The organism is Providencia sp. PROV032, assembly GCF_028484875.1.
GTDB classification, from domain to species: domain Bacteria; phylum Pseudomonadota; class Gammaproteobacteria; order Enterobacterales; family Enterobacteriaceae; genus Providencia; species Providencia rettgeri_E.
This window is the reverse complement of the sequence record NZ_JAMPSX010000025.1, coordinates 24175-47399: the sequence shown is the minus strand read 5'-3', so window position 1 is coordinate 47399 and position 23225 is coordinate 24175. Positions and strand designations below refer to the sequence as shown.

General features: G+C 40.1%; 16 protein-coding genes. 9 read left to right on the top strand and 7 right to left on the bottom strand.

The window, feature by feature from the left end:
- On the bottom strand, positions 1-2040 hold the full coding sequence (mnmC, locus tag PSF42_RS16025; RefSeq protein ID WP_272680357.1) for a bifunctional tRNA (5-methylaminomethyl-2-thiouridine)(34)-methyltransferase MnmD/FAD-dependent 5-carboxymethylaminomethyl-2-thiouridine(34) oxidoreductase MnmC: 2040 nt from the start codon (positions 2038-2040) through the stop codon (positions 1-3).
- 201 nt (positions 2041-2241) lie between these two features.
- Between mnmC and fabB the strand changes: the two genes are divergently transcribed.
- Complete coding sequence (gene fabB / locus PSF42_RS16020) at positions 2242-3456, top strand: beta-ketoacyl-ACP synthase I (RefSeq protein WP_125891339.1); 1215 nt, start codon at positions 2242-2244, stop codon at positions 3454-3456.
- Positions 3457-3611: 155 nt separating this feature from the next.
- Entirely contained in the window at positions 3612-4427 is an 816-nt protein-coding gene (locus PSF42_RS16015; protein WP_272680356.1) for a hypothetical protein, read from the top strand.
- Between the two features lie 353 nt (positions 4428-4780).
- Here the strand turns inward: PSF42_RS16015 and PSF42_RS16010 are convergent, their stop codons facing one another.
- The 3 genes from PSF42_RS16010 to PSF42_RS16000 are packed head-to-tail and all read right to left on the bottom strand — an operon-like array spanning position 4781 to position 7715.
- Positions 4781-6286, bottom strand: a complete 1506-nt coding sequence (locus PSF42_RS16010; RefSeq protein ID WP_125891337.1) for a tripartite tricarboxylate transporter permease — start codon at positions 6284-6286, stop codon at positions 4781-4783.
- Positions 6287-6297: 11 nt separating this feature from the next.
- A complete protein-coding gene (locus PSF42_RS16005; protein ID WP_272680355.1) occupies positions 6298-6729 on the bottom strand; it encodes a tripartite tricarboxylate transporter TctB family protein in 432 nt (143 codons plus the stop codon).
- 11 nt (positions 6730-6740) lie between these two features.
- On the bottom strand, positions 6741-7715 hold the full coding sequence (locus tag PSF42_RS16000) for a Bug family tripartite tricarboxylate transporter substrate binding protein (protein WP_272680354.1): 975 nt from the start codon (positions 7713-7715) through the stop codon (positions 6741-6743).
- Between the two features lie 311 nt (positions 7716-8026).
- On the opposite strand from PSF42_RS16000, the gene tctD reads away from it, so the two are divergent.
- Together tctD and PSF42_RS15990 are read left to right on the top strand one after the other, a co-directional pair.
- Entirely contained in the window at positions 8027-8695 is a 669-nt protein-coding gene (gene tctD, locus PSF42_RS15995) for a transcriptional regulator TctD (protein ID WP_094962689.1), read from the top strand.
- Positions 8692-10119: a sensor histidine kinase gene (locus PSF42_RS15990; protein ID WP_125891334.1), complete on the top strand. Its 1428-nt coding sequence runs from the start codon at positions 8692-8694 to the stop codon at positions 10117-10119. Before tctD ends, PSF42_RS15990 begins: the two co-directional genes overlap by 4 nt.
- A gap of 68 nt (positions 10120-10187) precedes the next feature.
- Here PSF42_RS15990 and PSF42_RS15985 read toward each other — a convergent pair whose 3' ends face one another.
- From PSF42_RS15985 to PSF42_RS15975, 3 genes are all read right to left on the bottom strand, one after another.
- Complete coding sequence (locus tag PSF42_RS15985; RefSeq protein WP_272680353.1) at positions 10188-12230, bottom strand: hypothetical protein; 2043 nt, start codon at positions 12228-12230, stop codon at positions 10188-10190.
- Positions 12231-12484: 254 nt separating this feature from the next.
- Positions 12485-17149 carry a tetratricopeptide repeat protein gene (locus PSF42_RS15980; RefSeq protein ID WP_272680352.1) on the bottom strand — a complete coding sequence of 1555 codons (4665 nt, stop codon included), beginning with the start codon at positions 17147-17149 and terminating at the stop codon, positions 12485-12487.
- 355 nt (positions 17150-17504) lie between these two features.
- Positions 17505-18425: a DMT family transporter gene (locus tag PSF42_RS15975; RefSeq protein ID WP_125891331.1), complete on the bottom strand. Its 921-nt coding sequence runs from the start codon at positions 18423-18425 to the stop codon at positions 17505-17507.
- Positions 18426-18525: 100 nt separating this feature from the next.
- On the opposite strand from PSF42_RS15975, the gene PSF42_RS15970 reads away from it, so the two are divergent.
- From PSF42_RS15970 to PSF42_RS15950, 5 genes are all read left to right on the top strand, one after another.
- On the top strand, positions 18526-19335 hold the full coding sequence (locus PSF42_RS15970) for an AraC family transcriptional regulator (protein WP_125891330.1): 810 nt from the start codon (positions 18526-18528) through the stop codon (positions 19333-19335).
- Positions 19336-19424: 89 nt separating this feature from the next.
- Positions 19425-20558 (top strand): 4-phosphoerythronate dehydrogenase PdxB, encoded by a 1134-nt coding sequence (pdxB, locus tag PSF42_RS15965; RefSeq protein WP_125891329.1) that lies wholly within the window; start codon positions 19425-19427, stop codon positions 20556-20558.
- 85 nt (positions 20559-20643) lie between these two features.
- Complete coding sequence (locus PSF42_RS15960) at positions 20644-21654, top strand: aspartate-semialdehyde dehydrogenase (RefSeq protein WP_125891328.1); 1011 nt, start codon at positions 20644-20646, stop codon at positions 21652-21654.
- Positions 21654-22469, top strand: coding sequence for a tRNA pseudouridine(38-40) synthase TruA (gene truA / locus PSF42_RS15955; protein WP_125891327.1), 816 nt, complete (start codon positions 21654-21656; stop codon positions 22467-22469). The genes PSF42_RS15960 and truA overlap by 1 nt, the downstream gene beginning before the upstream one ends.
- A gap of 65 nt (positions 22470-22534) precedes the next feature.
- A complete protein-coding gene (locus tag PSF42_RS15950; RefSeq protein ID WP_125891326.1) occupies positions 22535-23221 on the top strand; it encodes a DedA family protein in 687 nt (228 codons plus the stop codon).
- Positions 23222-23225 lie beyond the last annotated feature (4 nt).

Below are 23225 nucleotides of genomic sequence, written 5' to 3'. Positions count from 1 at the left end.
TTAATAAGGGAGTTTAATAGGGCGACCTAATAATAATTTCCTTACCCAAAAACGGTTTGGGTTGAGTTCTGCGAGGGTTTCATCGTCAAATGGGAGCACTTGCCCAAAAATTTGGGCGGCAAGTAATTCTGCACAAAGTGGGGCGGTTGATAACCCTCTTGACCCTAATGCACCAAAAATAAATAAATTTGGGTGAACAGGCGCTAGGGCGATGGGCTGTTGCTTGGCGATTTTAGTCGGTAAATCATGATAGTGCGCCAAATATTGCTCGAAATCAGGCACATTTCCTACCAAAGGGAAGTGGTCACGAATAACACAACGAATACCTTGGCGTGAATGTTGCTGGGAAATATCGATATCCCTAGGCCAAGTCACATCGGGTAGGTTATCAACCAGTTTTTGGCGGTTTCCTTGTTGTTCTTCCTCACTATAATCTAAATCAAGTCGTTCACGCTGATAACTAGCGCCTAAGCAATGTTGCTCGCCAGAGGCATCGGCTGGCGTTAAATACCCTTCAAAACACAAAACATTTTTCAGCTGTTGTAGGGTGTGATTAGTTGGAATATGGCTGACTTGCCCACGCACAGGTGAAATGGGTAAATTAACGGTTTGTGCAAATTGGCGCAACTTGTGCCCATTAGCAATGATGACTGTTGAGTGAACACGTGTTAGCCGTTTATGTTGTGCAGTTTCAATTAATAACTGCCACTTTTGTTCCGTTTGTTTTAATTCAACGACATTGTGTCCAAAACAGAAGTTGACCCCCTGCTGTTGCAAATATTGTTGCAAACTCTCACACAGTTGAGCAGGGCATAGCCATCCTCCAGAAGCATAGTGAATACCATCATGGTTGACATCAACGCCGCAAATATCACTCAGTTGCTGACGATTTTTACCAATCGCAAAATCAGCCGGCCACTCGGTTTCTAACATTCCTGCTATTTTGCGAGCCACTTTGTCGTTATAGGCTAATTGGCTCACACCACACCATTGACCTTCAAATGCGAGCCCTTGTTTGGCCAGCTGATGATAAAAACGAGAGGCAAAAGGGAAAGCGCTGACAAAAAAGCGTTCAAGGGGGTCATTAGTGCCAGTGAGTAAGGGGTAAATAGCCCCTTGGCGATTACCTGAAGCATTCTGCGCAACTTGGACGTCTTGGCAATATAGGGTAACTTTTGCACCGCGATGATGAAGGGCGTAGGCCGCTGTTAAACTGGCGAGCCCACCACCAATGATCGCGACATCAGCTGGGTTATCTGCTTTTCGTCTTGCAAACCAAGGCGTTGGGATATCAATTTCTTTTTCGGCTAATACACCCGTTAACATCTCTCGCTTGTTGCCAAAGCCTTTGACCTTTTTAAGGGTGAAGCCAGCTTGTTGTAGGCCTCGCTTGACCGCGCCTGCTACGGTAAATGTGGCAAAAGTCCCATTAAGGCGGGCTAAATTTGCCATGTTAGTGAACAGCTGTTCACTCCACATTTCGGGATTTTTTGCGGGGGCGAAACCATCTAAAAACCATGCATCTATCTTATTGTTTAAATTATTTTTCAGTAAAGAAATGTGCTCATTAACATCGCCAAACCATAAATCTAATATGACATGGCCATTTTCTAATATGATCCGCTGGTTACCCGGTAAAGCTTGTGGCCAGCTATCACAAAGGGATTGCGATAAGGCAGCAAGTTCAGGCCAACAGTGATGTGCTGCGATTAAATCTGTTTTTGTTAATGGGTATTTTTCGAAGCTGATGAAATGCAATTGCTGTAATGTTGCATTGGGGTTTGCGGCTTTAAATTGATTAAAAGATTGCCATAATGCCAAAAAATTCAAACCGGTACCAAACCCTGTTTCGGCAATTACACAGGTTGCAGAAGGGTGCGTAGCAAAACGGCCAGGAAAATGATTTCCTTGCAAAAAAACATGACGAGCTTCTTCTAAGCCATTTTGGTTAGAAAAATAGATATCTGCAAATTGTTCAGACATGGGGGTGCCTTCGTCATTCCAACTTAGGCGTGCGGTTTGTACAGCGTTCTTTTTCACGATAAGCCTACATTGTTTATATAATTCCTAAATTTTACCGCTGATATCGGTGTAAGGCTACCGTCATAAAAAAGTCTCATTCGCGTCACAAAGAAAAAAATACAAATATTTACCCTGATCGGACTTGTTCAGCGTACAAGTGTAAGCTAAAGTGACACCCTGTAATCCCGCAATCATATAATTATAGACATGAGGTAACGAATGAAGCGTGCAGTCATCACTGGTCTAGGTATTGTTTCCAGCCTTGGTAATAACCAGGAAGAAGTACTGGCTTCTCTGAAGGAAGGTCGTTCCGGGATCACTTTCTCAGAAGAATTCAAAGAGGCAGGGCTACGTAGCCATGTCTGGGGTAATGTCAAAAATTTAGACCCAAAAGACTTAATCGACCGTAAGATTTTCCGTTTTATGAGTGATTGCTCCGCCTATGCTTATTTATCGATGGAACAAGCGATTGCGGATTCAGGTTTAGCTGAAGAACAAGTTTCAAATTTACGCACAGGTATCGTTGTAGGCTCGGGTGGTGGTTCTCCACGTAACCAAGTAGCGGGTTCTGACGGTATGCGTGCGAAAGGTTTACGTGGCGTGGGCCCATATATGGTGACCCGTGCAATGGCATCGGGTATTTCTGCCTGTTTAGCAACGCCTTTCAAAATCAAAGGTGTAAACTACTCAATCAGTTCTGCTTGTTCAACATCAGCGCACTGTATCGGTCATGCGGTTGAATTAATTCAATTAGGCAAACAAGATGTGGTTTTCGCAGGTGGCGGTGAAGAGCTGAGCTGGGAAATGACCTGTGAGTTTGATGCGATGGGCGCATTGTCCACGAAATACAATGAAACGCCAGACAAAGCATCAAGAACTTACGATAAAGACCGTGATGGTTTCGTTATCGCAGGTGGTGGCGGTATCGTTGTTGTCGAGGAATTAGAACATGCGTTAGCGCGTGGTGCACATATCTACGCTGAAATTGTCGGCTATGGTGCGACCTCTGACGGTGCAGACATGGTTGCTCCTTCAGGTGAAGGTGCGGTGCGTTGTATGCAAATGGCAATGCAGGGTGTTGATAAAATTGATTACATCAATACACACGGTACGTCAACGCCAGTGGGTGACACCAAAGAGTTAGAAGCTATCCAAGAAGTGTTTGGTAGTCATTCGCCTGCAATTTCTGCAACGAAAGCGATGAGTGGTCACTCATTAGGCGCTGCGGGTGTACACGAAGCGATTTACAGCTTACTGATGTTAGAGCACGGTTTTATTGCGCCAAGCATTAACGTCGAAAACTTAGACGAAAAAGCTGCTGGCTTGAATATCGTGACTAAACCAACGGAACAAGCTCTGGAAACCGTCATGTCTAACAGCTTCGGTTTCGGTGGAACTAACGCCACATTAGTGATGAGCAAATACAAAGCGTAATTTGTATTAGCCTAAGGTATTAAATAAGCGAGAACTTCGGTTCTCGTTTTTTTTATACGAAATCAATAGGTACGCTATCGTTGTTTTATTAAATAATTAATATGTTGAATATGGGAGTATATGGCAAACAAAGTTAATTGATATAGGAAAAAATTATGAGTATTAAAACTCTCTTTTACACAATGAGAAATAGTTCGACAAAGATGCTTGAAGTCTATACTAAAAATCGCTCCGAAACGAATAAGAAAACATTACTTAACATGGCTCTTTCTAAGATAAGTAACATATACAACCGATATGGATGGGATATTGAAGAAAAAGGTAAAGAGAAAATCGCAAAGCAAAATAAAGTTTTAAATCATCTGGTGGATATAAATACCGACAAATTGAAAAATAGTGATAGTAATCATCTATTACAGGTCAAATCAGAACATAAACTCGATATGCTTGCAGCCTACTATGACTATTCGAATAAAAAAATAACGGCGGAAAGCATGGTGAAACTTCTTCTTGGTAGTACCTATAATAGAAATATTCATATTAGTAGCGCAAATATTGATTTTTCAGGCTCAGATTTGTCGAACACAGTAGTTGAAACAAGTAATAACATCCCTTTGTTAAGAGCTAATTTTTCTGATGCCAACGCTGAAAATACCAAAATTAATATCCCAGTTAAAATAGATGTTGATTACAACTTTACGAATACTAATTTAAAAAATGCGACGATAAAGCTAGATATCCAGTATGATAATTTGAGTGATACGGTTATGAGTAGCTTATTTGGTCATGATGGCTTCCCTTATAAAAGTGTTTTTAGTTCAATATCAACAATTGATAATAAATATATTGGAATTAAAAGGGATTTATTTAAGATGTTAAAAAAAGCATATGATAACAGAAAAAATTATTTTGAAAGTAATGGGTTGATTGAAGAGGAGTTTATAAATAAATATAAAAACATTATAAAATAAAAGGTAAATAACGCTATAAATGAAATGTTTCAAATAAATTGAATTGACTGAGAATCATTTTGGGTGGAGTTAATATGATAAGGTTAAAAATGAGGGTGGGTGATTTAAAAATATTAACTAAAGGGCTAGTTAATTACATCTCTAAAAAATTCAGTAATATGATTTTTAAAATAAAAAACTGCAATAATTCATTTCCATTTTTAACGAGAAAACGGCCGGAGTATATAGTTGGTCAAGATGAAAAAATATTAAAAAAGTTAAGCGTAAAACAGTATCATTAATAAATGAATAATTTATGACCAAAAAGCCCCAAAGTATTTTTGGGGCAATTTTTTTTAAAAGGTATAAATTCCCTATTGCGCAGAAACTTTTCTATGTTTACGAATACGCTTAATAACTGGTGGCAAAATTAGCACTAATACCGCTAGAATTAATAAACTTTGAGAAATCGTACTGCTCCAAAGAATATCGAAATTTCCATTACTGATGGATAACGAACGACGTAAGTTTTGTTCTAGCATTTCACCCAATACAAACCCTAAGATTAATGGCGAAAGTGGGAAATTCATTTTTCGTAGAATAAACCCAAATACACCTAGCCCCATCATCAGTAACAAATCAAACGTTGTACTGTGAACGGCATATACCCCTACAGCAGAAATGCAAGCAATAGCAGGGACTAAAAACCATAATGGCACTGTTAACATACGCGTGAATAAGCCAATTAATGGAATATTCATGATGAGTAGGACCACGTTAGCAATCAACAGAGCCGCAATTAACCCCCAAACAATATCAGGTTGTTCAGTAAACATCCCTGGGCCTGGGGTGATATTGTAGAGCGTTAGGGCACCCATCATTACTGCTGTTGTTCCCGAGCCCGGAACGCCAAGAGTTAACATAGGAATAAATGACCCACAGGCAGAGGCATTATTGGCCGCTTCTGGTGCGGCAACACCGCGAACATCGCCATTACCGAAATCGCCTTTTTCACCACTGATTTTCTTTTCCGTCATATAAGTGATAGCGCTGGCAATGGTGGCTCCTGCTCCCGGTAATACCCCAACAAAGAAACCGATAAAAGAAGAACGTAAAGCCGGGCCAGCACACGCTTTGGCCTCTTTACGATTAAACAGCATTCTACCAGTTTTACGGATCAGCCCTTGGCCTGTGGCAGTGCCTTCGAGCATCAATAAAATTTCGCTGACAGAGAACAAACCAATAACTACGACGATAAACTGCACGCCATCCGATAAATGTACGCTATCGAACGTAAAACGATATTCCCCAGAGTTGGCATCCACTCCCACCGTGGCGAGTGATAACCCCATTAAGGCAGCCAATAGTGATTTGATTGGGTTTTGGCTCATCATGCTACCTAAGCAGGCAATGGCAAAAACCATTAAGGCGAAATATTCGGCAGGGCCAAAGGCGAGTGACCATTGCGCAAGCAAGGGAGCGAATAGAATTATCCCAACAATTGCAATTGTTGAACCAATGAACGAACTGACCGCAGAAATAGAGAGCGCGACACCACCTTTTCCTTGTTTTGCCATAGGATAACCATCTAGCGTGGTCATGATGGCAGCGGCATCGCCAGGAACATTGAGTAAGATTGATGATATACGCCCGCCATATTCACAGCCTAAATAAACTGTGGCGAGTAAGATTAATGCAGATTCAGCAGGTAATTTCAGTGCAAAAGCCAACGGCAGCAAAATCGCTACGCCATTGATAGGGCCGAGGCCGGGAAGCATCCCCACGATAGTCCCAATAAAGCAGCCGATTAAGGCGATCAAGATGTTTTGAGGAACCAGTGCGACCTCAAAACCTTGAGATAGATACATCCAAGTTTCCATGATTTCGCTCCTTAACTTAGCAAGCTGCCAATAGGCAAGGTTACATCTAGCCATTTATCAAAGGCATAGAACAAAAAGATACCTAAGATAGGGCCTGAAATAATCGCGGCGATGGGCGTCGCACCAAATAGCAGGGCAATACTGATGGTGAGTAAACTGGTTGCAATCGGGAATCCTAACCATTCAAAAGCCCATGCATAGATCACGAGTGCAACGACTAATAAAACTAAACGGCGTAATACATAGGGTTTTGGCCACTCAACGGCTTCTTGCTTGCCAAATAATAAGGCAAGAGCACAAAGCGCCATTAAGGAGAGTATGACAACCGGAAAAGGGCGGGGGCCCAGTGGTTCGTAAGTAAACTCACTTTGGATCCCCCAGCCAATATAAATTCCGATAGCACACAGTATTAGCCAAACTATGGCAAATATGCGTTGGCTCATCGTTCACTCCGTTATTTGGCTAAACCGAAAGCACGGGCTTGTTCACGATACTGCTCGATCTCTTTTTTGACATAGCTATCGAGTTCTTGCCCGGTTAAGTTGTATTCAAATAAACCACGCAGTTCGCGTTGTTTTTTGAAATCGTCGGTTTGTTGCAATTTTTGGAAGGCTTCAACCCATTGGTTATAATCGGCATCAGACACTTTTGGGCCCATATAGAAACCGCGAATGATTGGCCAGACAATGTCATACCCTTGTTCTTTTGCTGTAGGGATATCGGATAACCCATCACCAAGGCGTTTGTCTGCGTAGACGGCAAGAATACGAATTTTACCTTCATTGATATATGGCGTCATTTCGCTGATATCCCCTGAAAGTACCTGAATATGGTTACCCAGCAGCGCGGTTAAGGTTTCACCGCCTCCTTCAAAAGCGACATAACGCATTTTGCGAGGGTCAATGTCTATCGCTTTTGCGAGTAAAGCCGTTTTCATCCAGTCTTGGCTACCAATAGATCCTCCCGCCCCAAATACGATGCTATTAGGGTCTTTTTTGAAGGTATCCATTAAATCTTTGAGATCTTTATAAGGGGAGTCAGCTCGAACGGCAATCATGCCGTAGTCACTGCCAACGCTGGCAAGCCAACGCACGTCATTTTCGTTATAGCGGCCAAATTTACCTTGTGCAAGGTTGAGTAATGAACCTCCGGAGAACGCAACGATGGTGCCGGGTTCCGCAGGGCGCTGAGCAACAATCGCGTTATAAGCGACCGCGCCAATACCGCCTGGCATATAGGTCACGCGCATCGGTTTTTCAATTTCTTTGGTTTCAAGAAGAGACACTTGTACTAACTTACAGGTTAAATCAAAACCACCGCCAGGTTTGGCGGGGGCAATACATTCTGTACGTTCGGGTAGGGCGTTTGCAGAGTTAATGCCAACTAAAAATATTGCTGTTGCTAAGGCCTTCAGTGTGAATTTTTTCATTCTTTTTTCCTTACTAAGACAATAATTAGAGGTAAAAATTGCTTACTTCTTGTTGTATTCGTATGACATCATTGCCCGATGAAGCTTTCATTTACCTTTCATTAACAAATATTATTATTTTTATGTGATATATATCAGATTGTTTTGTATTTTTACTTTTTTATTATGTTAATTTAATGTTAAATTAATCACGTTAATAGTGTTTGTTAGCAATAGTTGTGATGGACACAGTAAAAATGGTCACATTTGCTTTCCATTCATCCAATGGAATGCCAACGTATACTGATAAATAATTATAATGAGTATGCGGCATGAGAATTTTATTGGTTGAAGACCATGACGAATTGTCATTATGGTTACAAAAAGCGTTATCATCATCTGGGTTTGCGGTTGATGTTGCCAGTGATGGCGCAATAGCGGACCAACTATTGCAGACTGAGCACTATGAATTAGTCGTGTTAGATGTATCACTTCCGAGAATGAGTGGGCTTGAGGTATTAGCGCAAATGCGTAAACGCCATCAAGAAACCCCTGTCTTGTTATTAACGGCGAATTCAGACGTGGCCGACCGTGTACAGGGGCTAAATGCGGGGGCTGATGACTACCTGACAAAACCTTTTGACATTGCGGAATTAGAAGCGCGACTTCGTGCTTTATTGCGACGCAGCCAAGGGAAAGTCAATGAGTCACAACAGTTTGGATTACTGAGTTACCATGAGGATGGCTATTTTTTATTAGGCGAAGAGCCTCTCGGCTTAACACCAAGAGAATATGCGGTGTTAAACACATTATTTCATCGGCGAGGACGTCCTGTTTCTAAAATGCAATTATTTGAACAGGTCTTTTCGTTATCTGATGAAGCCAATTTACAAAGTATTGAATTATATGTTCATCGTGTAAGAAAAAAGCTTGCCGGTTCAGATGTTAATATCAATACTTTACGCGGATTGGGATACCGATTAGAGCAGTGTAGTGTATGAAATTAGTCTCTCATCCACGCTCTCTCTTTCATCAGTTGCTGCTCTTTTTCGGTATCCCCCTCATTTTATTGGGCAGTTTTTCGGTTTATACCCACTATTACAGTGCAAAAAATGCCGCAAATTTAGCCTATGACCGAACCTTATTAGCTTCAGCACGGACAGTTGCAGAACGTTTGCAAGTAATCGATGGGCACCTCTCTGTGAGTGTGCCTTATGTCGTGCTTGATAGTTTTGAACTAAATAATAATGACCGAATTTTTTATCAAGTAATCTCCCCTGACGGTGAAACTATCTCCGGTTATGACGATTTGCCGCCAATTCCCGCTTATTGGATGCGTTCACAGCATTATACTGCGCTAGTTTATTTTTATGATGCGCAGTATAAGGGCTTGCCTATCCGTATTGCTGCGTTTTATCAACCTATTAATGAAGATGGCATAACGGGGATGGTTGAAATCCGTGTAGCGGAAACGGTCTATTCACGACAAGATCTCGCTAACCAATTGTTAATCTCTGCTTTGATGAGCCAAGGTACAGTGGTGTTGTTAACCTTGGTTCTTGCCTATATCCTACTGAGTAAGCTACTAGCACCGTTGAAAAAATTGTCTCATTTAATGTTAGGGCGTTCTGCTAATGATTTAACGCCATTGCCAGATTTACTGCCATGGTCTGATTTATCACCGCTTATTGATGCATTAAACCGGTATATTTCCCGCCTAAAGCGGATGGTTAGACGACAAGAGCGATTCAGTGCAGATGCTTCTCATCAGCTTAAAACTCCACTTACGGTGCTTAAAACGCAAGTTTCTGTGGCGATTAATAGTACAGATGAAACCCAACGGCAACAGAGTTTACAAGCCATTGAAAAAACACTCGATAATACGATTGTCCTGACGGATAGGCTTTTGCAGCTATCGCGATTAAAAGCTCATGAAAAAGAGGCTATTACACAGTATCGAGCCATAAATTTGGTCGAAATTGTTCATCAAGTCTGTTTTACTCGGCTATCTCAAGCAGAAAGCCAAAATATTGACTTAGGCTATGAAGGCGCAGAAACGGCATGGATCAAAGGCGAGCCGATTTTACTCGCAGAGATGTGTGCAAATTTAATTGATAATGCCATCAAATATACACCTGAAAATGGGGAGGTCACCGTCCGAGTGGTCAGTAGTGACGACCATTTTCATTGGGTCTTGGAAGTGGAGGACTCAGGGCCAGGGATCCCTGATGCTAAAATTAACCGTTCAATGGAAGCATTTACACGTTTAAATAATGCCTTAGGGAAGGAAGGAGCGGGGCTTGGATTGGCACTCGTAAAAGATATTGCGCGCTATCATGGTTCTGAACCTCAATTATTAAAAAGTAAATTACTCAATGGATTGTTAGTTCGAATCGCATTCAAAGTTAGCCAAGCGCCTTTTTAAAAAAAAACCACCCAATACGGTAGGTGGTTTCAATCGCAGTGAAATAGTAAATCTAATGAGAATACGCGTTAATATTGTGATGGGGCAAATATAGGCATTGATTTATTATGCAAGGGTTGGTGGTTTACATCACTCGCAATCGTGTCTTGTGGAAACTCAGCGATGATCGATGATAATAACGCTCCTAGGTCTTTATCATTTCCATCGTTATCAACGACGTTCAGGTTGATTTTATCTGAGTTCTTGTTAATCGTGGTTTCAATTGACATGATTTTTGTTTTTTTGTTAATTAATTCAATAAGTAAAGGTGTAACTTCTGAAGAAATTGATTTTTTGTCTTTATTTTCTGAGTGGGTATAAATGTATAGAGATATCTCTTTCTCTGTCTGAGCAATTTGTTTTTCTAAAGCATGTATATCATTAATGAATTCGCGTATTTCTGAATGTCCTTTTGAGTCGTACAGTTTTGATAACGCGCCTAATTGCTCAGTTAAGTTTAATAAGGAATACATTTTATCTTGAACCGTCTGATAATATGTATTTTCATCAATCGTAGATGACGATGATTTTAAGGGGACCTTTATACGAATGTTAGAAATTAAATTATTTATTTCATTTTTCAATAGTTTTTTTTCTACGGCTAACATGTAGACATTATCTTTACCTTCACCAAAATTATTAATATAAGAGCCTACCTCAATTGGTGGAGAAAATTGTTGTAGATGATTATTAAACTCTAAATTAATAAATTTTTGTAGTGTTTTTGTTCTAAGGAATTCATCAGAAAACTGGGTCGCTAACTCTTCAATATTATCACGGGTATTTTTCTCCTGAGCTAATAGTCTGTTTTCAATGATGTAATTTTCTAAATCTTCTTTTATATTTAGTATGTTTCTTTCTAGCTGAGACCGATGGATCAAATATGTGGACTGGTCGTAATATAAACCGGCGTCTTTTTTCATTTCTATGTTGATACGTAGTTCAATTTTGTCGAACAACTTTTCTAATTTATTTTGAATGTCTTGTTGGTATTTTGTTTGTCGGTCAGAGCCATATGTGAATAGCGCATCAATGGATAAGATATGATTATCTAATTTTTTCGGGGCATTAATTTTTAATGTTTTTAAATTATCAATGGATTTTGATAACTCAGTAAGTAGCTTAAACTCCTTATTGTTTTTGAAATTCTTTTCAAGGTAGTTACTGTTAAAACCGTTGTCTTGTTCAATGTGGTTATGAACATCATCCAAGTATTCAAAGCTTTTTATTTTATCAAAACTATGGTGTAAATATTGAATTTTTGCATATTGAGTATTTAATTTTGTCGTATGTTTTATCAATTTATTGATAGTATTATTGCTAGCAGAATGCATTACTCCATCATTATTAAGTTTCTTTAGCAATCTTTCTACGTTATTTTTACTTTCTTTAGCATCATTGTATAAATTATGTATATCTCCTTCTGCGTAGAATGCTTTTTGCATCAAGGTAAGCTTAGACTGCATGTTTTCAGTGGTTTTATGCAGATATTTTCGCGATAAATGGTAACTATTATTTAGGTTAGCATTAATTTGGTTAAGTTCTGAACTGATGGCATTTAGAATAATAGGATTTTTTTGATGTGAAATTTCATCAGGTGAAATAAAATGGTCTTCCATATCATTCTGTAAACTCAATAAATCGGCTTCATATCGGTCAATTAAATGGGACTTATTGAGACTCATAGACTCTGAAATTTCTGAAATCGTATAATAGCCTTGTTTGTTTGTCTGTTTACTGTGTAAAAACTGTAGCGCTTCGAAGTTTTTTTCTTGGTTTTCGGCTTGTACGGAAAGTGTATGTTCTATATTTTTTAATTCATTCAATTCATCAGAACCCGCCGTTTTAAATTTACGTTTTAAATAATCAATTTTATTCATTAAGTGGCGAATGTTTATACTATTTTGTTCTACGTTTTCTCGAACACTTTGATATGTTTTTTCTAGGTAAATGGTATTTGTGGGTGGTTTTTTACTAATAGATAAGATTGTTGAATAGTCTATCTCCTTATATATATCTTGGCTTTTTATACTTCCTAATGATTTATGCGCTTTATTAAATGTTGAAATCATAGTAAACACTCCTTGTTAATAGATTATTTAAATCTGCCGATATGCAGACGCAAATAAAATATAATCTAACGATGGGAGGAAGACTAATTTTTATTTAATATGAAAATTGAATTAATATAACTCAAAATCATTAGCTAATAATTTTTTAGTTATATTATAAGTGGCTGCTATAAAAGACGATTTTGGTGGGTGTAAAAATGATGATTGTAGATGGATGAAGGCGCTAAAGTTAATTAGCGCCTTAGCGTTATGGCTTATTGATTTAACATACTAAAGTCCCATTCTTTTAATGCTTTGATTGAGTCTTTGTCGAGGTATTTAGCACCCAGTTCAAGGTAGTCATGGGCTTTTTGGATATCTTCTTTACTTTTGCTACCGACCCAGCCGTTATAATACATATAAGCAAGTTTGTATTTCGCCATCGCATGGTGGGTGCCTTGTTCTAGGTCTGTTATATCGTAGTATTTAGCCGCTTTAACATAGTCTTTTGGTATGCCTTGGCCAAAGTAGAGCATATCGCCGGCGAGGTGGGCCGTGTTACTGTCATTTTGTTGTGCGCCTAAATCAAAGTAATAAAGCGCTTTCGGGAAGTCTTTTTCAATGCCGCGCTCGTTATCTTTACGATACAGATTACCTAAAATGTTATAAGCGCGAGGATAGCCATTTTTCCCTGCTAATTCATAATAATAGATCATCTTTTGCGTATCTTCAGGCACGTGCTCACCACGGGCATAGGCGATACCTAATGAGAAGGCTGACATTTTATCGCCTGCCTCAGCTTCGACACGCTGTTTTTCAATTTGCTCGGCAAAGCGTCCATATTTCTCATAGGCTTTTTCATCGGCAACTTGTTGCTCAACCGCTTGTTTATCTTGCGCTGAAAGTGTATCCAGTAGCTCGATGTAGCTTGGTTTTTTATCAAGTAGTAATGCATAGTAATAAGCCTGCTTGGCATCGCCTTTTTCGACATAAGCCTTATAAATCGAACCAAGTGCATGAGTAGGATGGTAATTTAGCGAAATTTGGTACCATTCGATGGCTTTGTCGATATTTTGTTCAACATTACAATCGCCTTTTAAATAGGTGGTTCCCATCTCTTCGGAAAGGCTCTCAGGATAATGAATATAATGTTTGTCGGTATTTTTCTGGAAATTGCTTTTTTCAATCCATTCCTTCAAATATCGGCTCGCTTTATCCATATCCACATTATCGCTGTTACTACAATATTGGCCGGGATAATAGATTTGATAGAGTTTTTTCGTTGCCGCTAAATCACCCTTATCGTAAGCCCGTTGTAAATAGGTTAAGGCTTTAGCGTTATCACTATTTACATAATAGTAATAAAGGTCAATTAAAGCTTGGGTACGAGTATTTTCTTCACTTAACAGCAGCGCTAAGTATTTTTGTTGATCTTTGGGACGATTGAGCTCCCTTTTTTTATCTTCAATTCCATTTTTGTATAAATCCCCCAATGCATTAAAGGCTTCATTCGAAAGCTTATTATCGCTTGATTTCATTCCTTCTTGTAGATATTGAATCGCTAAATCATATTCAGGAGAGTTCGTGAGAATTTTGTTATCATATAAATACGTTTCGGCTAATTGAACTTTAGAGAAAAGGTCACCTTTCGCTGTGCCATCAATATAATTTTGGCGTTTTGTTTGGTTATCTTCAGTCACGGAATCAAGAGATTGATAAGCAGCTAAATTGCCAGCGTCGATACTTTTCTTATACCAATCTTGCGCTGCGAGATCTCGGCCGCGCGTACTATACCAATCGCCAAGTTTAATATAAGCGCTTATATCGCCTTTTTGGGCAGGGACCACGAGGGTTTCATAGGCTTCAATATAATCACCAACCCGTTTTGGATTAGAATGTTTTCTTAGATAAACAATAGCTTCATCCCAATCAGGTTCCATTACCCAAGCGTTTTTTTCTTCATTCAGTACTCCCATATATCGCATTTCACTATAGAGTGCGATGGCGTAGTCATTACCTTCATCACTCGCTTGTTTTAGGTACTTAGCCGCTTCCCAAAAGTCTTCTTTGACACCTCGCCCATAGAAATAAGCTCGACCCACTTTGTATTTCGCAGAAGGGCTGTCATTGAGCGTTTTCATACCAATGTCATAATCATCCATATACTTGATGAATTCATTGCCCCAACTTCCTGCTTTAAGGTAATACTCACGTGCTTTTTGTCGATTGATATCAACAAGCTGGCTGCCTTTTAAATATTGGTGTGCCAGTTTACGGGTATAGTCTTGACTACCAATAGTGGCTAATTGGGCGTAATACCCTAAGATTTTTGCTTTATTTGCATTGATAAATTGATCTTGTTGGTAATAATCAATAAGCTCTTCAAGCGCACTTTCTTGATTGAATTTTGCACTTTTCTCTAAATATTCAAGCCATTTTTTCTGGTCGATTTTCTGCCCATAGTTACCATATTTATAAGCATTGGCGAGTGTACGTAACGCATCTGGGTCATTCTGTTTCACTTTTTCTAGAATATTGGCAAATGAAGCTTTGGATTTTTCAATTTCTCTTTTACGTGATTTTAAGAAGCTAAAATCAGGATCAGAAATCTGATTGTAATAGAAAAGGGCAGTATCATAATTGGCATCTTCCCCATAGTTACCTTCTTGATAAATTTCCCCTAATTCATATAAACAACGGTTGTTCTTCAGTGCCGCACATTTTTTATATTGAGGAATTAAATCTTTTACGGTAAGCCCAGTAATTTGTTGGAAGCGAGATTTATAATAGGCCTTATCATTATGGTAAGTGACGCCATCAAGGTTCTGTGCGATATATAAATAAGCTGATGAACTACCTAATTCTCCGGCTTTTAAAATATAATCGTACAATGGTTTTATTTCAGCATCACTTAAAGTGTCAACATTCGTTAATTGATTAAGTTTGTTTATCCCATATAAATAAGTGATATCAGCATCATTATTAATAAGCGGTTCAATTAATTTTTGTGCTTCGGCATGGTTATCGTATAACGCCATTTTTACCAATATTGCTTTTGTATCAGCGCGATTTAAACCTACTTTTAATAAAACATCTTGGGCGGTTTGTAGCTCATGTGGACGTAATTCAGCTTGTGCTTGAGATGAATAGAGTACATTGCTAATCAGGTTAGCGATTTTATCGATCTCTGTTGGTCGATATTTTAATAATGCAGCAGCATAATAAACCTGGCTATTATAATTTTGTTTGATTGATTTTTCATATAAATCAAAAGCCTGATCACTATTTTTCTCAGCATCTTCCTTTAATAAATAGTCAGCATATAAATAAGCTAAGGAATAATTTTCGCGTTTAATTATATCTTCTTTGAGGATATCAATAATCGTTTTTTCATCGATAAGTGCTTTAATATCATAGCGATAATATATTTGAACCAATAAGCGCTCAGCGGTTGATGGGTAACCGTTTTCATTAAGGTTGTCGATGAGTAATTTAGCGGCTTTCTGCACATCCTGCTTAGTACCAAAAGCATTAATATAATAACGCGCTAATTGCATCTGAGCATCATAATTGGGGTCAATGCGATTTGCTTTTTCTAACGCGGCGAAGGCTTTTTCTGGCGAAAATAATGGGCTACCTTTAACACTATAAACATCACTTGCTGCCACTAACGCTTCCGCAGAGTTCGGGTACTTTTCCATTAAAATAGGGGTATATTTGGCGACAATATCACTCAGTTTTTTGTTTGGAAAATCGTAACTGGAAATTGCTCTCTGGTTGATGGTAACAAGTGCGTTTAAATCGCCAAGGTCTGCGGCAGCGGTGAGATATTTTTCAGCTAAAGCATCATTTCGCTTAACATCGCTAAATGTACGGCCAGAATACACGTTATAGGCTTGATACATCGCGGGAGGATATTGACCATCAGCGGCGTCAGTTAAATCCTGAATACGATCTTTGTCGGCTTGGTAATTTAAAAATAAGGCTTTAGGTTTTTTTTCGTCTACAAGAGGGCGGATATAAGCCATTGCACGGTTTTTATTTCTCCTAACACCATCGCCAGTCATGTATTTTTGGTACAACACATAGATGGCGTTCTCATCACCACGGCTCGCCCGTTCCTCTAAATTAGTAATGACCGCTTGCTTCTCTTCTTCTGTTTGTGAACCATACAATGATAAAGGCCCTGGTTCTAATTCATCTGCGTCAGAAATGTATTCTAATGCAGAGGAGAAAGAGAGGCGTTCGTACTTTTTAGCGAGTAATGGGTTCGGTGGTATACCGTTACCGCCATCCTTATAAATCGAGGCAAGCAGCATAGCGGGTAAGGGAAAATCGTTGCTGACAAGTGGTGTTAATATATCAACGGCTTTCTTACTGTCATTGTCAAAGTCATGGGTGATATAACCTAAAGCAAATTTGGCCAGTTTTGAGCCTTGGTCAGAAGCTAAAGTGAAATATTGGCGAGAAAGTTCAATATTTTGCGGAATTTCTTCGTATTTATCAGCTAAATAAATACCACCAACCATTTCTTGTGCTTCTTTTACACCGAGGTCAGCGGCTTTCGTTAAAGAAGTTAACCCGTTTTCATCTGTAGAAGTGTCTTCTATCATGTGCTTATAGCGGAAAAAACCAAGGTTATATAATGCATTTTTATTGTTAGCTTCTGCTGCCTTAATTAACCAGTGTTGAGCTGCCACATCATCGACATTCGTACCAATACCGTCTTTATACATCATGGCTAATGCAAAAGCGGACTGTGCGTCTTGCTCTGCTGTTTTTTGGAACTGTTCAAATGCAGCTTGAGATTCACCTTGTTGATATAAATCATAGCCTAATTGGGAGGGAGAGGATGAGTTGGTGTTATTGATAAAATAAATGCCAGTGGCTACAGCAATTATTATCAATATGAACAACCCAACTTTAAACGCCTTAGTCATTGTTATTCCTTATTATAGTGGTTACTTGCCACGCTCCATTTAGGTTTATCGCGTTATCATGGCTTATTGAGTGGAGTTGCTACTCCTAAAGAGGTATTTGATTTTGTTTAAGTCTAATTGTAATCCTAGAAGATTCAATCGGATTTTCCCTTATCTGGAACATGGTAATCCGATAAATCATATCAATGATGAGCGAGTTAAAGGTGAATTGAAGATATTTTAAATGTCACAAAGTATGAATGGTGAAGAAAACTAACGGGAAAATGAAGAAAAAATAGAGGGGATTTCAAACATAGCCCCACAGTGTGGGGCATATGAGTGACGACATTGCATTTATTGCTTTTATAATTCTATTCTACTGGCAAGAATCCTCTTGAACCACCTTTTTTTCACGGCGGAATAATTCTGTCAGTGGAGTGCGTAATTGTTGCGCTAACATGACCCCAAGCAATACCACTCCACCACCGATTAAATGGTAGCTTTTTAATTCTTCACCTAAGGCGAAAATAGCGATAATGGCAGTGAAAACAGGGGCAAGATTCATAAAAATAGAGGTTGTATTCGCACCAAGACGCATGACACCTTGTATCCATAACGCAGGCGCAATAATGGAAGCGGCAATACCTGCAAACACCACTAAACCAATATTTTGGCTGTTCAGAGAGACATCTTCAGCGAATAAGAAATTAGGGAGTAGCATGATCACGCCAAAGAAAATTTGAACGTAAAGTGCATCCCAACTCGATAACTGAATTGACCAACGCTTAGTCAGAACACCGTATAGGGCGTATGCTGCTGAGGCAACCAACATCATGGCTTCCCCTTGGCCTAAGCCTTGAGAGAATAACGCACTTGGACTTCCTTGGCTCACTAGCCACACTAATCCACATAATGAGAGAATTGAACCGAGCACAATCCCTACGGTAGGAATAACGCGTAGCACAAAGATACTAATAATGACGGTCAATAATGGGATCATCGAGTTCATAATTCCCATGAAGGTGGCGCTCACACTGTGTGCGGCATAATAAGCCAAACTTTGGTATAGCATCATCCCTAAAGCGCCTAAAATGGCGAGTTGCCACCAATGTTTCATGACCATTTTATAGTTACGCAGCACAGAACGTAATACAAAAGGGGTCATGACAAGAAATGCCAGTGCCCACCGGTAAAATGAGATTGCCGCAGGGTCAATGGCAGTTGACGCCGCTTTGTTAACAATGGCGTTAACTGACCATAATAAAACCGCAATGAGCGGAAAAAGAAGATTTTTCATTAAAACACTCTCCCATATTGAATGGGCGCTAGTATACATCTGTCCGATTTTTTATATATACTGATAATCAGACAATCGATAACGCTTTTCAGACAGGACTATGGAAAACTTAAAATCAGACATCTGGCAAATTAGTGAATGTAATATCGTAGAGCCCGAATTGGTGGCTTTTCGTCACGAGCAAACAGCGGCTCTCACTGAGTATAAATCCCATTCACATCCTTTTGGACAAATGCTGTATGTGGTTTGTGGCATCATGGAAATGGAGGTGGCAGGCCAACATTATTTAGCGCCACCAGAATTTTGCATTTGGATCCCTGCCAACATCCCCCATGCTAGCTTTAATAAAGAAAGTGTCAAATTTCGGATCATAGATTTTTCACATGAATACAACCAAGTGCTTGCTCAACGGCCTTGTGTGATTAAGCTTAGCCCTATATTTCAATCAATTATGACGGATATGTACCAACGCGGTATTGTTCAACCTGAAACCGAGCAAGACCTGCGTTTGGCGCATGTGTTGATTGACCAATTTCCATTGTCTTCCTGCCAAGACACCTATTTACCAGTTTCAAAAGACAAATTTCTTGCCCCCATTTTATTAGAGTTACAAAGCGACCCAGCCGATAACACGACATTAGCACAATGGGCGAAACGCTATTACACATCGGAACGCACGTTATCAAGACGCTGCCAACAAGAGCTAGGGATGTCATTTAGTGAATGGCGCCAACGCTTGCGATACCTACATGCGGTTGCAGGGCTAGAAAAAGGGAAGAGTGTACATGAAGTCGCACTTGATGTTGGATACAGTTCGGCATCCGCTTTTATTGCAATGTTCCAGCAAATATCAGGGGTGACACCAGACCGTTTTCGAGTGAAAGAATTTGCCGTAGAAGGCAACCACTAATAGGCATCTGGCTTAAACCGTGGCAAAATATTGTTCCACCTATCTATATAACGACACAATACAAAAAAGTGATTGATTGGGACAACAGCGTGAAAATTTTAGTCGATGAGAATATGCCCTATGCTCAAACTTTATTTAGCGAGCTTGGTGAAGTGAAAGCAGTACCGGGACGTCCTATACCAGAACAAGAATTAATTGATGCGGATGCATTAATGGTGCGTTCTATCACTAAGGTCAATGAATCACTACTCGGTAATACGCCAGTTAAATTCGTTGGAACCGCGACAGCCGGTTTTGATCATATTGATACCGAGTGGTTATCAACGGCAAATATTGGTTTTTCATCAGCGCCGGGTTGTAATGCGATAGCCGTTGTTGAATATGTGATTTCTTCACTATTATTGCTAGCGGAACGCGATAACTTTGATTTGCGTGATAAAACCGTTGGCATTATTGGCGTTGGCAATGTCGGAGGGCGCTTAGCCGCTAGGTTATCGGCTTGGGGCGTCAAAACATTACTCTGCGATCCACCGCGAGCAGCCAAAGGGGACGAAGAGCCATTTGTTTCTTTTGAAGATCTCCTTGAGCGCGCTGATGTCATCACCTTCCATACTCCGCTGAATATGTCAGGGGAATATCAAACTTTCCATTTAATGGATGAAGCGCGTTTAGCAAAATTACGGGCTGGCACCATTTTGATTAACGCAAGTCGGGGTGAGGTAGTGGATAATAAAGCACTATTATCTGTACTTAACCGCGGAAAAAAGCTCAGTGTTATCTTAGATGTGTGGGAGCCAGAGCCTGATTTAGACACAGCACTTTTAGCATTAGTGGATATCGGCACGCCGCATATTGCAGGTTATACGCTAGAAGGCAAAGCGCGAGGAACCACGCAAGTTTATGAAGCTTACTGTCAGTTTCTCGGCAAATCGTCACAAGTTTGCCTTTCATCCTTACTGCCTAAGCCAGATATTAATCAATTGACTTTCAATGGTAAATTAACGCAAAACCAGCTCAAAAGGTTAGTGCATCTCGTGTATGATGTGCGCCGAGATGACGCTGCGTTAAGAGCGGTTGCAGGGGGCAAAGGCGAATTTGATAAACTGCGCAAAAATTACCAAGAACGCCGTGAATGGTCATCCCTTGAAATTATTTGTGATAATGAACAAACGGCATCGCAGCTGAATGCGCTGGGTTTTAAGACTCGTTTAACCCACGCATAATAAATGTAGTTAAAATGAACATCTAATTAAATAGCCCCTAATAATTGGGGGTTGTTTGATTTTTTTATTTTTTAGAGGAATAGCCATGACTGAAGGTTGGAATATTGCAGTATTGGGCGCAACCGGTGCTGTAGGTGAAGCGATTATTTCACTGTTACAAGAAAGAGAATTCCCAGTCGGCGAATTGTATTTACTTGCCAGCGAGCGTAGTGCAGGGGAGAGCGTACGCTTTAATGGTAAAAGTATTCAAGTTGAAAATGTGGCCGATTTTGATTGGTCACAGGCACAAATAGCCTTTTTTGCTGCCAATGAAGGTGTGAGCCTAGAATATGCCGATTTGGCAGCGCAAGAAGGGTGTATTGTTATCGATACTAGCGGTGTCTTTGCCCAAGAACCGGATGTGCCGTTGGTCGTGCCAAATGTGAATCCGCACGTGCTAGCTGATTACCGCAACCGTAATATTATTTCATTGGCAGATAGCTCGGTAAGCCAACTATTAACAGCGATTAAACCGCTGGTGGATGCCGCAGGGTTAGGGCGTATTACCTTAACAAATATGCTGTCGGTTTCCAGTTATGGTAAAGCTGCCGTCGACGAACTGGCCGGGCAAAGTGCGCGTTTATTGAATGGTATTCCTGCAGAAGAAGGTCGTTTTAGTAAGCAACTCGCGTTCAATATGTTGCCATTACTGGCTGACATGGAAGGCAGTGTGGTTCACGAACGTCGTTTGGTTGAGCAAGTGCGTAAGGTACTGCAAGACGATGGTTTGCCAGTGGCGGTGAGTTTTATCCAATCCCCTGTTTTTTATGGTAATGCACAAGTTGTTCATTTAGAAACATTGCGCCCAATGAGTGCAGAAGAAGTTAACGATGAACTTGAACGTTTTGACGATATTCAGGTCTCAGAAGAGGGAGATTATCCTACACAGGTAACTGAAGCGTCAGGTCATGATCAACTCAGTATTGGTTGTGTACGCAATGATTACGGCATACCTGAAATTTTACAATTTTGGTCAGTGGCTGATAACGTGCGTTTCGGTGGGGCATTGATGGCGGTAGAAACAGCAGAAAAACTGGCTCAGGAGCTGTTTTACTAATGTCTGAGTCTACACAGTTGTATCGAATCGCATTAGGTATTGAATACAACGGCAGTCGTTACTTTGGTTGGCAACGTCAGCAAGAAGTCAAAAGTGTTCAAGGCTGCTTAGAAGAAGCTTTATCAAAGATTGCTGCGGAGCCAATTAGCGTGTTTTGCGCAGGGCGTACCGATGCAGGTGTGCATGCCACAGGCCAAGTGGTGCATTTTGAAACCTCGGCCATCCGTAAAGAGGCGGCTTGGACGATGGGGGCTAATACCCATTTACCAGCAGATATCGCTGTCCGCTGGTGTAAACCTGTAGCTGAAGAGTTTCATGCACGTTTTAGCGCAACAGCGCGTCGATATCGCTATGTGATTTTTAATCATCGTTATCGGCCTGCAATTTTATCGAATGGCGTAACGCATTTTCATTACCCACTCGATGAAAAAAGAATGCATGAAGCGGCACAGGCGCTATTGGGTGAGCGTGATTTTACCTCATTCAGAGCAGTCCAGTGTCAGTCGAAGTCGCCATGGCGTAATGTGATGCATGTGAATGTCAGCCGCCACGGTAATTATGTGGTGGTAGACATCAAAGCCAATGCGTTTGTTCACCATATGGTGAGAAATATTGTCGGAAGTCTGTTGGAGATTGGTTGTGGCAATCAAAACATTGATTGGATGGCGCATCTTCTTGAGTTAAAAGACCGTACCAAGGCAGCTGCAACCGCAAAAGCGGAAGGGTTGTATTTAGTGAGTGTCGATTACCCAGAGAAATTTGAGTTGCCTCAGAATGTGATGGGGCCGCTTTTTCTGGCAGATGAACTGATGTAAAGCGAATTTTTATTTATCTCATAATTTTTGTAAATAGCATGGATGCTATTATCAATGAGGATTTTATGGAATTTATCACGTTTATTATCGACTTTATTTTACACATCGATGTCCATCTTGCTGAACTGGTCAGAGATTATGGTACATGGGTCTATGGTATCCTATTTCTGATCCTATTTTGTGAAACAGGGTTAGTGGTCACACCATTTTTACCTGGAGATTCGTTATTATTTGTTGCTGGCGCGATTGCGTCATTAGACAGCAATGACCTGAATGTCCATTTAATGGTCGCTTTAATGATCACTGCGGCAATAATTGGTGATGCGGTGAACTACACTATCGGGCGTATTTTTGGTGAAAAATTATTCAAAAATCCAGATTCGAAGATTTTTCGTCGTGTTTATTTAGATAAAACTCATGCTTTTTATGAAAAACATGGCGGTAAAGCGATTATACTGGCACGCTTTGTGCCGATAGTCAGAACTTTTGCACCATTCGTTGCAGGAATGGGGAAAATGTCTTATCGTCACTTTGCTTTTTATAATGTGACGGGCGCGTTTATTTGGGTATTATTATTTACTTATGCGGGTTATTTCTTTGGTGAATTACCGTTCGTGCAAAACAATTTGAAATTACTGATAGTCGCGATTATCTTTGTTTCAATTCTGCCGGGTGTGGTTGAAATTATTCGTCATCGTCGAATAGCGGCGAAAGAAAAGCGTGCGGCAGCGCAAAAAATCGATAACCGCTAAGCGG

Bases quoted from the DNA above. Each gene is read 5' to 3' on its own strand.
- fabB (WP_125891339.1), top strand. From the start codon at position 2,242: ATGAAGCGTGCAGTCATCACTGGTCTAGGTATTGTTTCCAGCCTTGGT.
- PSF42_RS16000 (WP_272680354.1), bottom strand. From the start codon at position 7,715: ATGAAAAAATTCACACTGAAGGCCTTAGCAACAGCAATATTTTTAGTT.
- PSF42_RS15980 (WP_272680352.1), bottom strand. From the start codon at position 17,149: ATGACTAAGGCGTTTAAAGTTGGGTTGTTCATATTGATAATAATTGCT.
- PSF42_RS15960 (WP_125891328.1), top strand. From the start codon at position 20,644: ATGACTGAAGGTTGGAATATTGCAGTATTGGGCGCAACCGGTGCTGTA.
- PSF42_RS16015 (WP_272680356.1), top strand. From the start codon at position 3,612: ATGAGTATTAAAACTCTCTTTTACACAATGAGAAATAGTTCGACAAAG.
- PSF42_RS15990 (WP_125891334.1), top strand. From the start codon at position 8,692: ATGAAATTAGTCTCTCATCCACGCTCTCTCTTTCATCAGTTGCTGCTC.
- PSF42_RS15975 (WP_125891331.1), bottom strand. From the start codon at position 18,425: ATGAAAAATCTTCTTTTTCCGCTCATTGCGGTTTTATTATGGTCAGTT.
- PSF42_RS15970 (WP_125891330.1), top strand. From the start codon at position 18,526: ATGGAAAACTTAAAATCAGACATCTGGCAAATTAGTGAATGTAATATC.
- truA (WP_125891327.1), top strand. From the start codon at position 21,654: ATGTCTGAGTCTACACAGTTGTATCGAATCGCATTAGGTATTGAATAC.
- PSF42_RS16005 (WP_272680355.1), bottom strand. From the start codon at position 6,729: ATGAGCCAACGCATATTTGCCATAGTTTGGCTAATACTGTGTGCTATC.
- PSF42_RS15985 (WP_272680353.1), bottom strand. From the start codon at position 12,230: ATGATTTCAACATTTAATAAAGCGCATAAATCATTAGGAAGTATAAAA.
- PSF42_RS16010 (WP_125891337.1), bottom strand. From the start codon at position 6,286: ATGGAAACTTGGATGTATCTATCTCAAGGTTTTGAGGTCGCACTGGTT.
- PSF42_RS15950 (WP_125891326.1), top strand. From the start codon at position 22,535: ATGGAATTTATCACGTTTATTATCGACTTTATTTTACACATCGATGTC.
- tctD (WP_094962689.1), top strand. From the start codon at position 8,027: ATGAGAATTTTATTGGTTGAAGACCATGACGAATTGTCATTATGGTTA.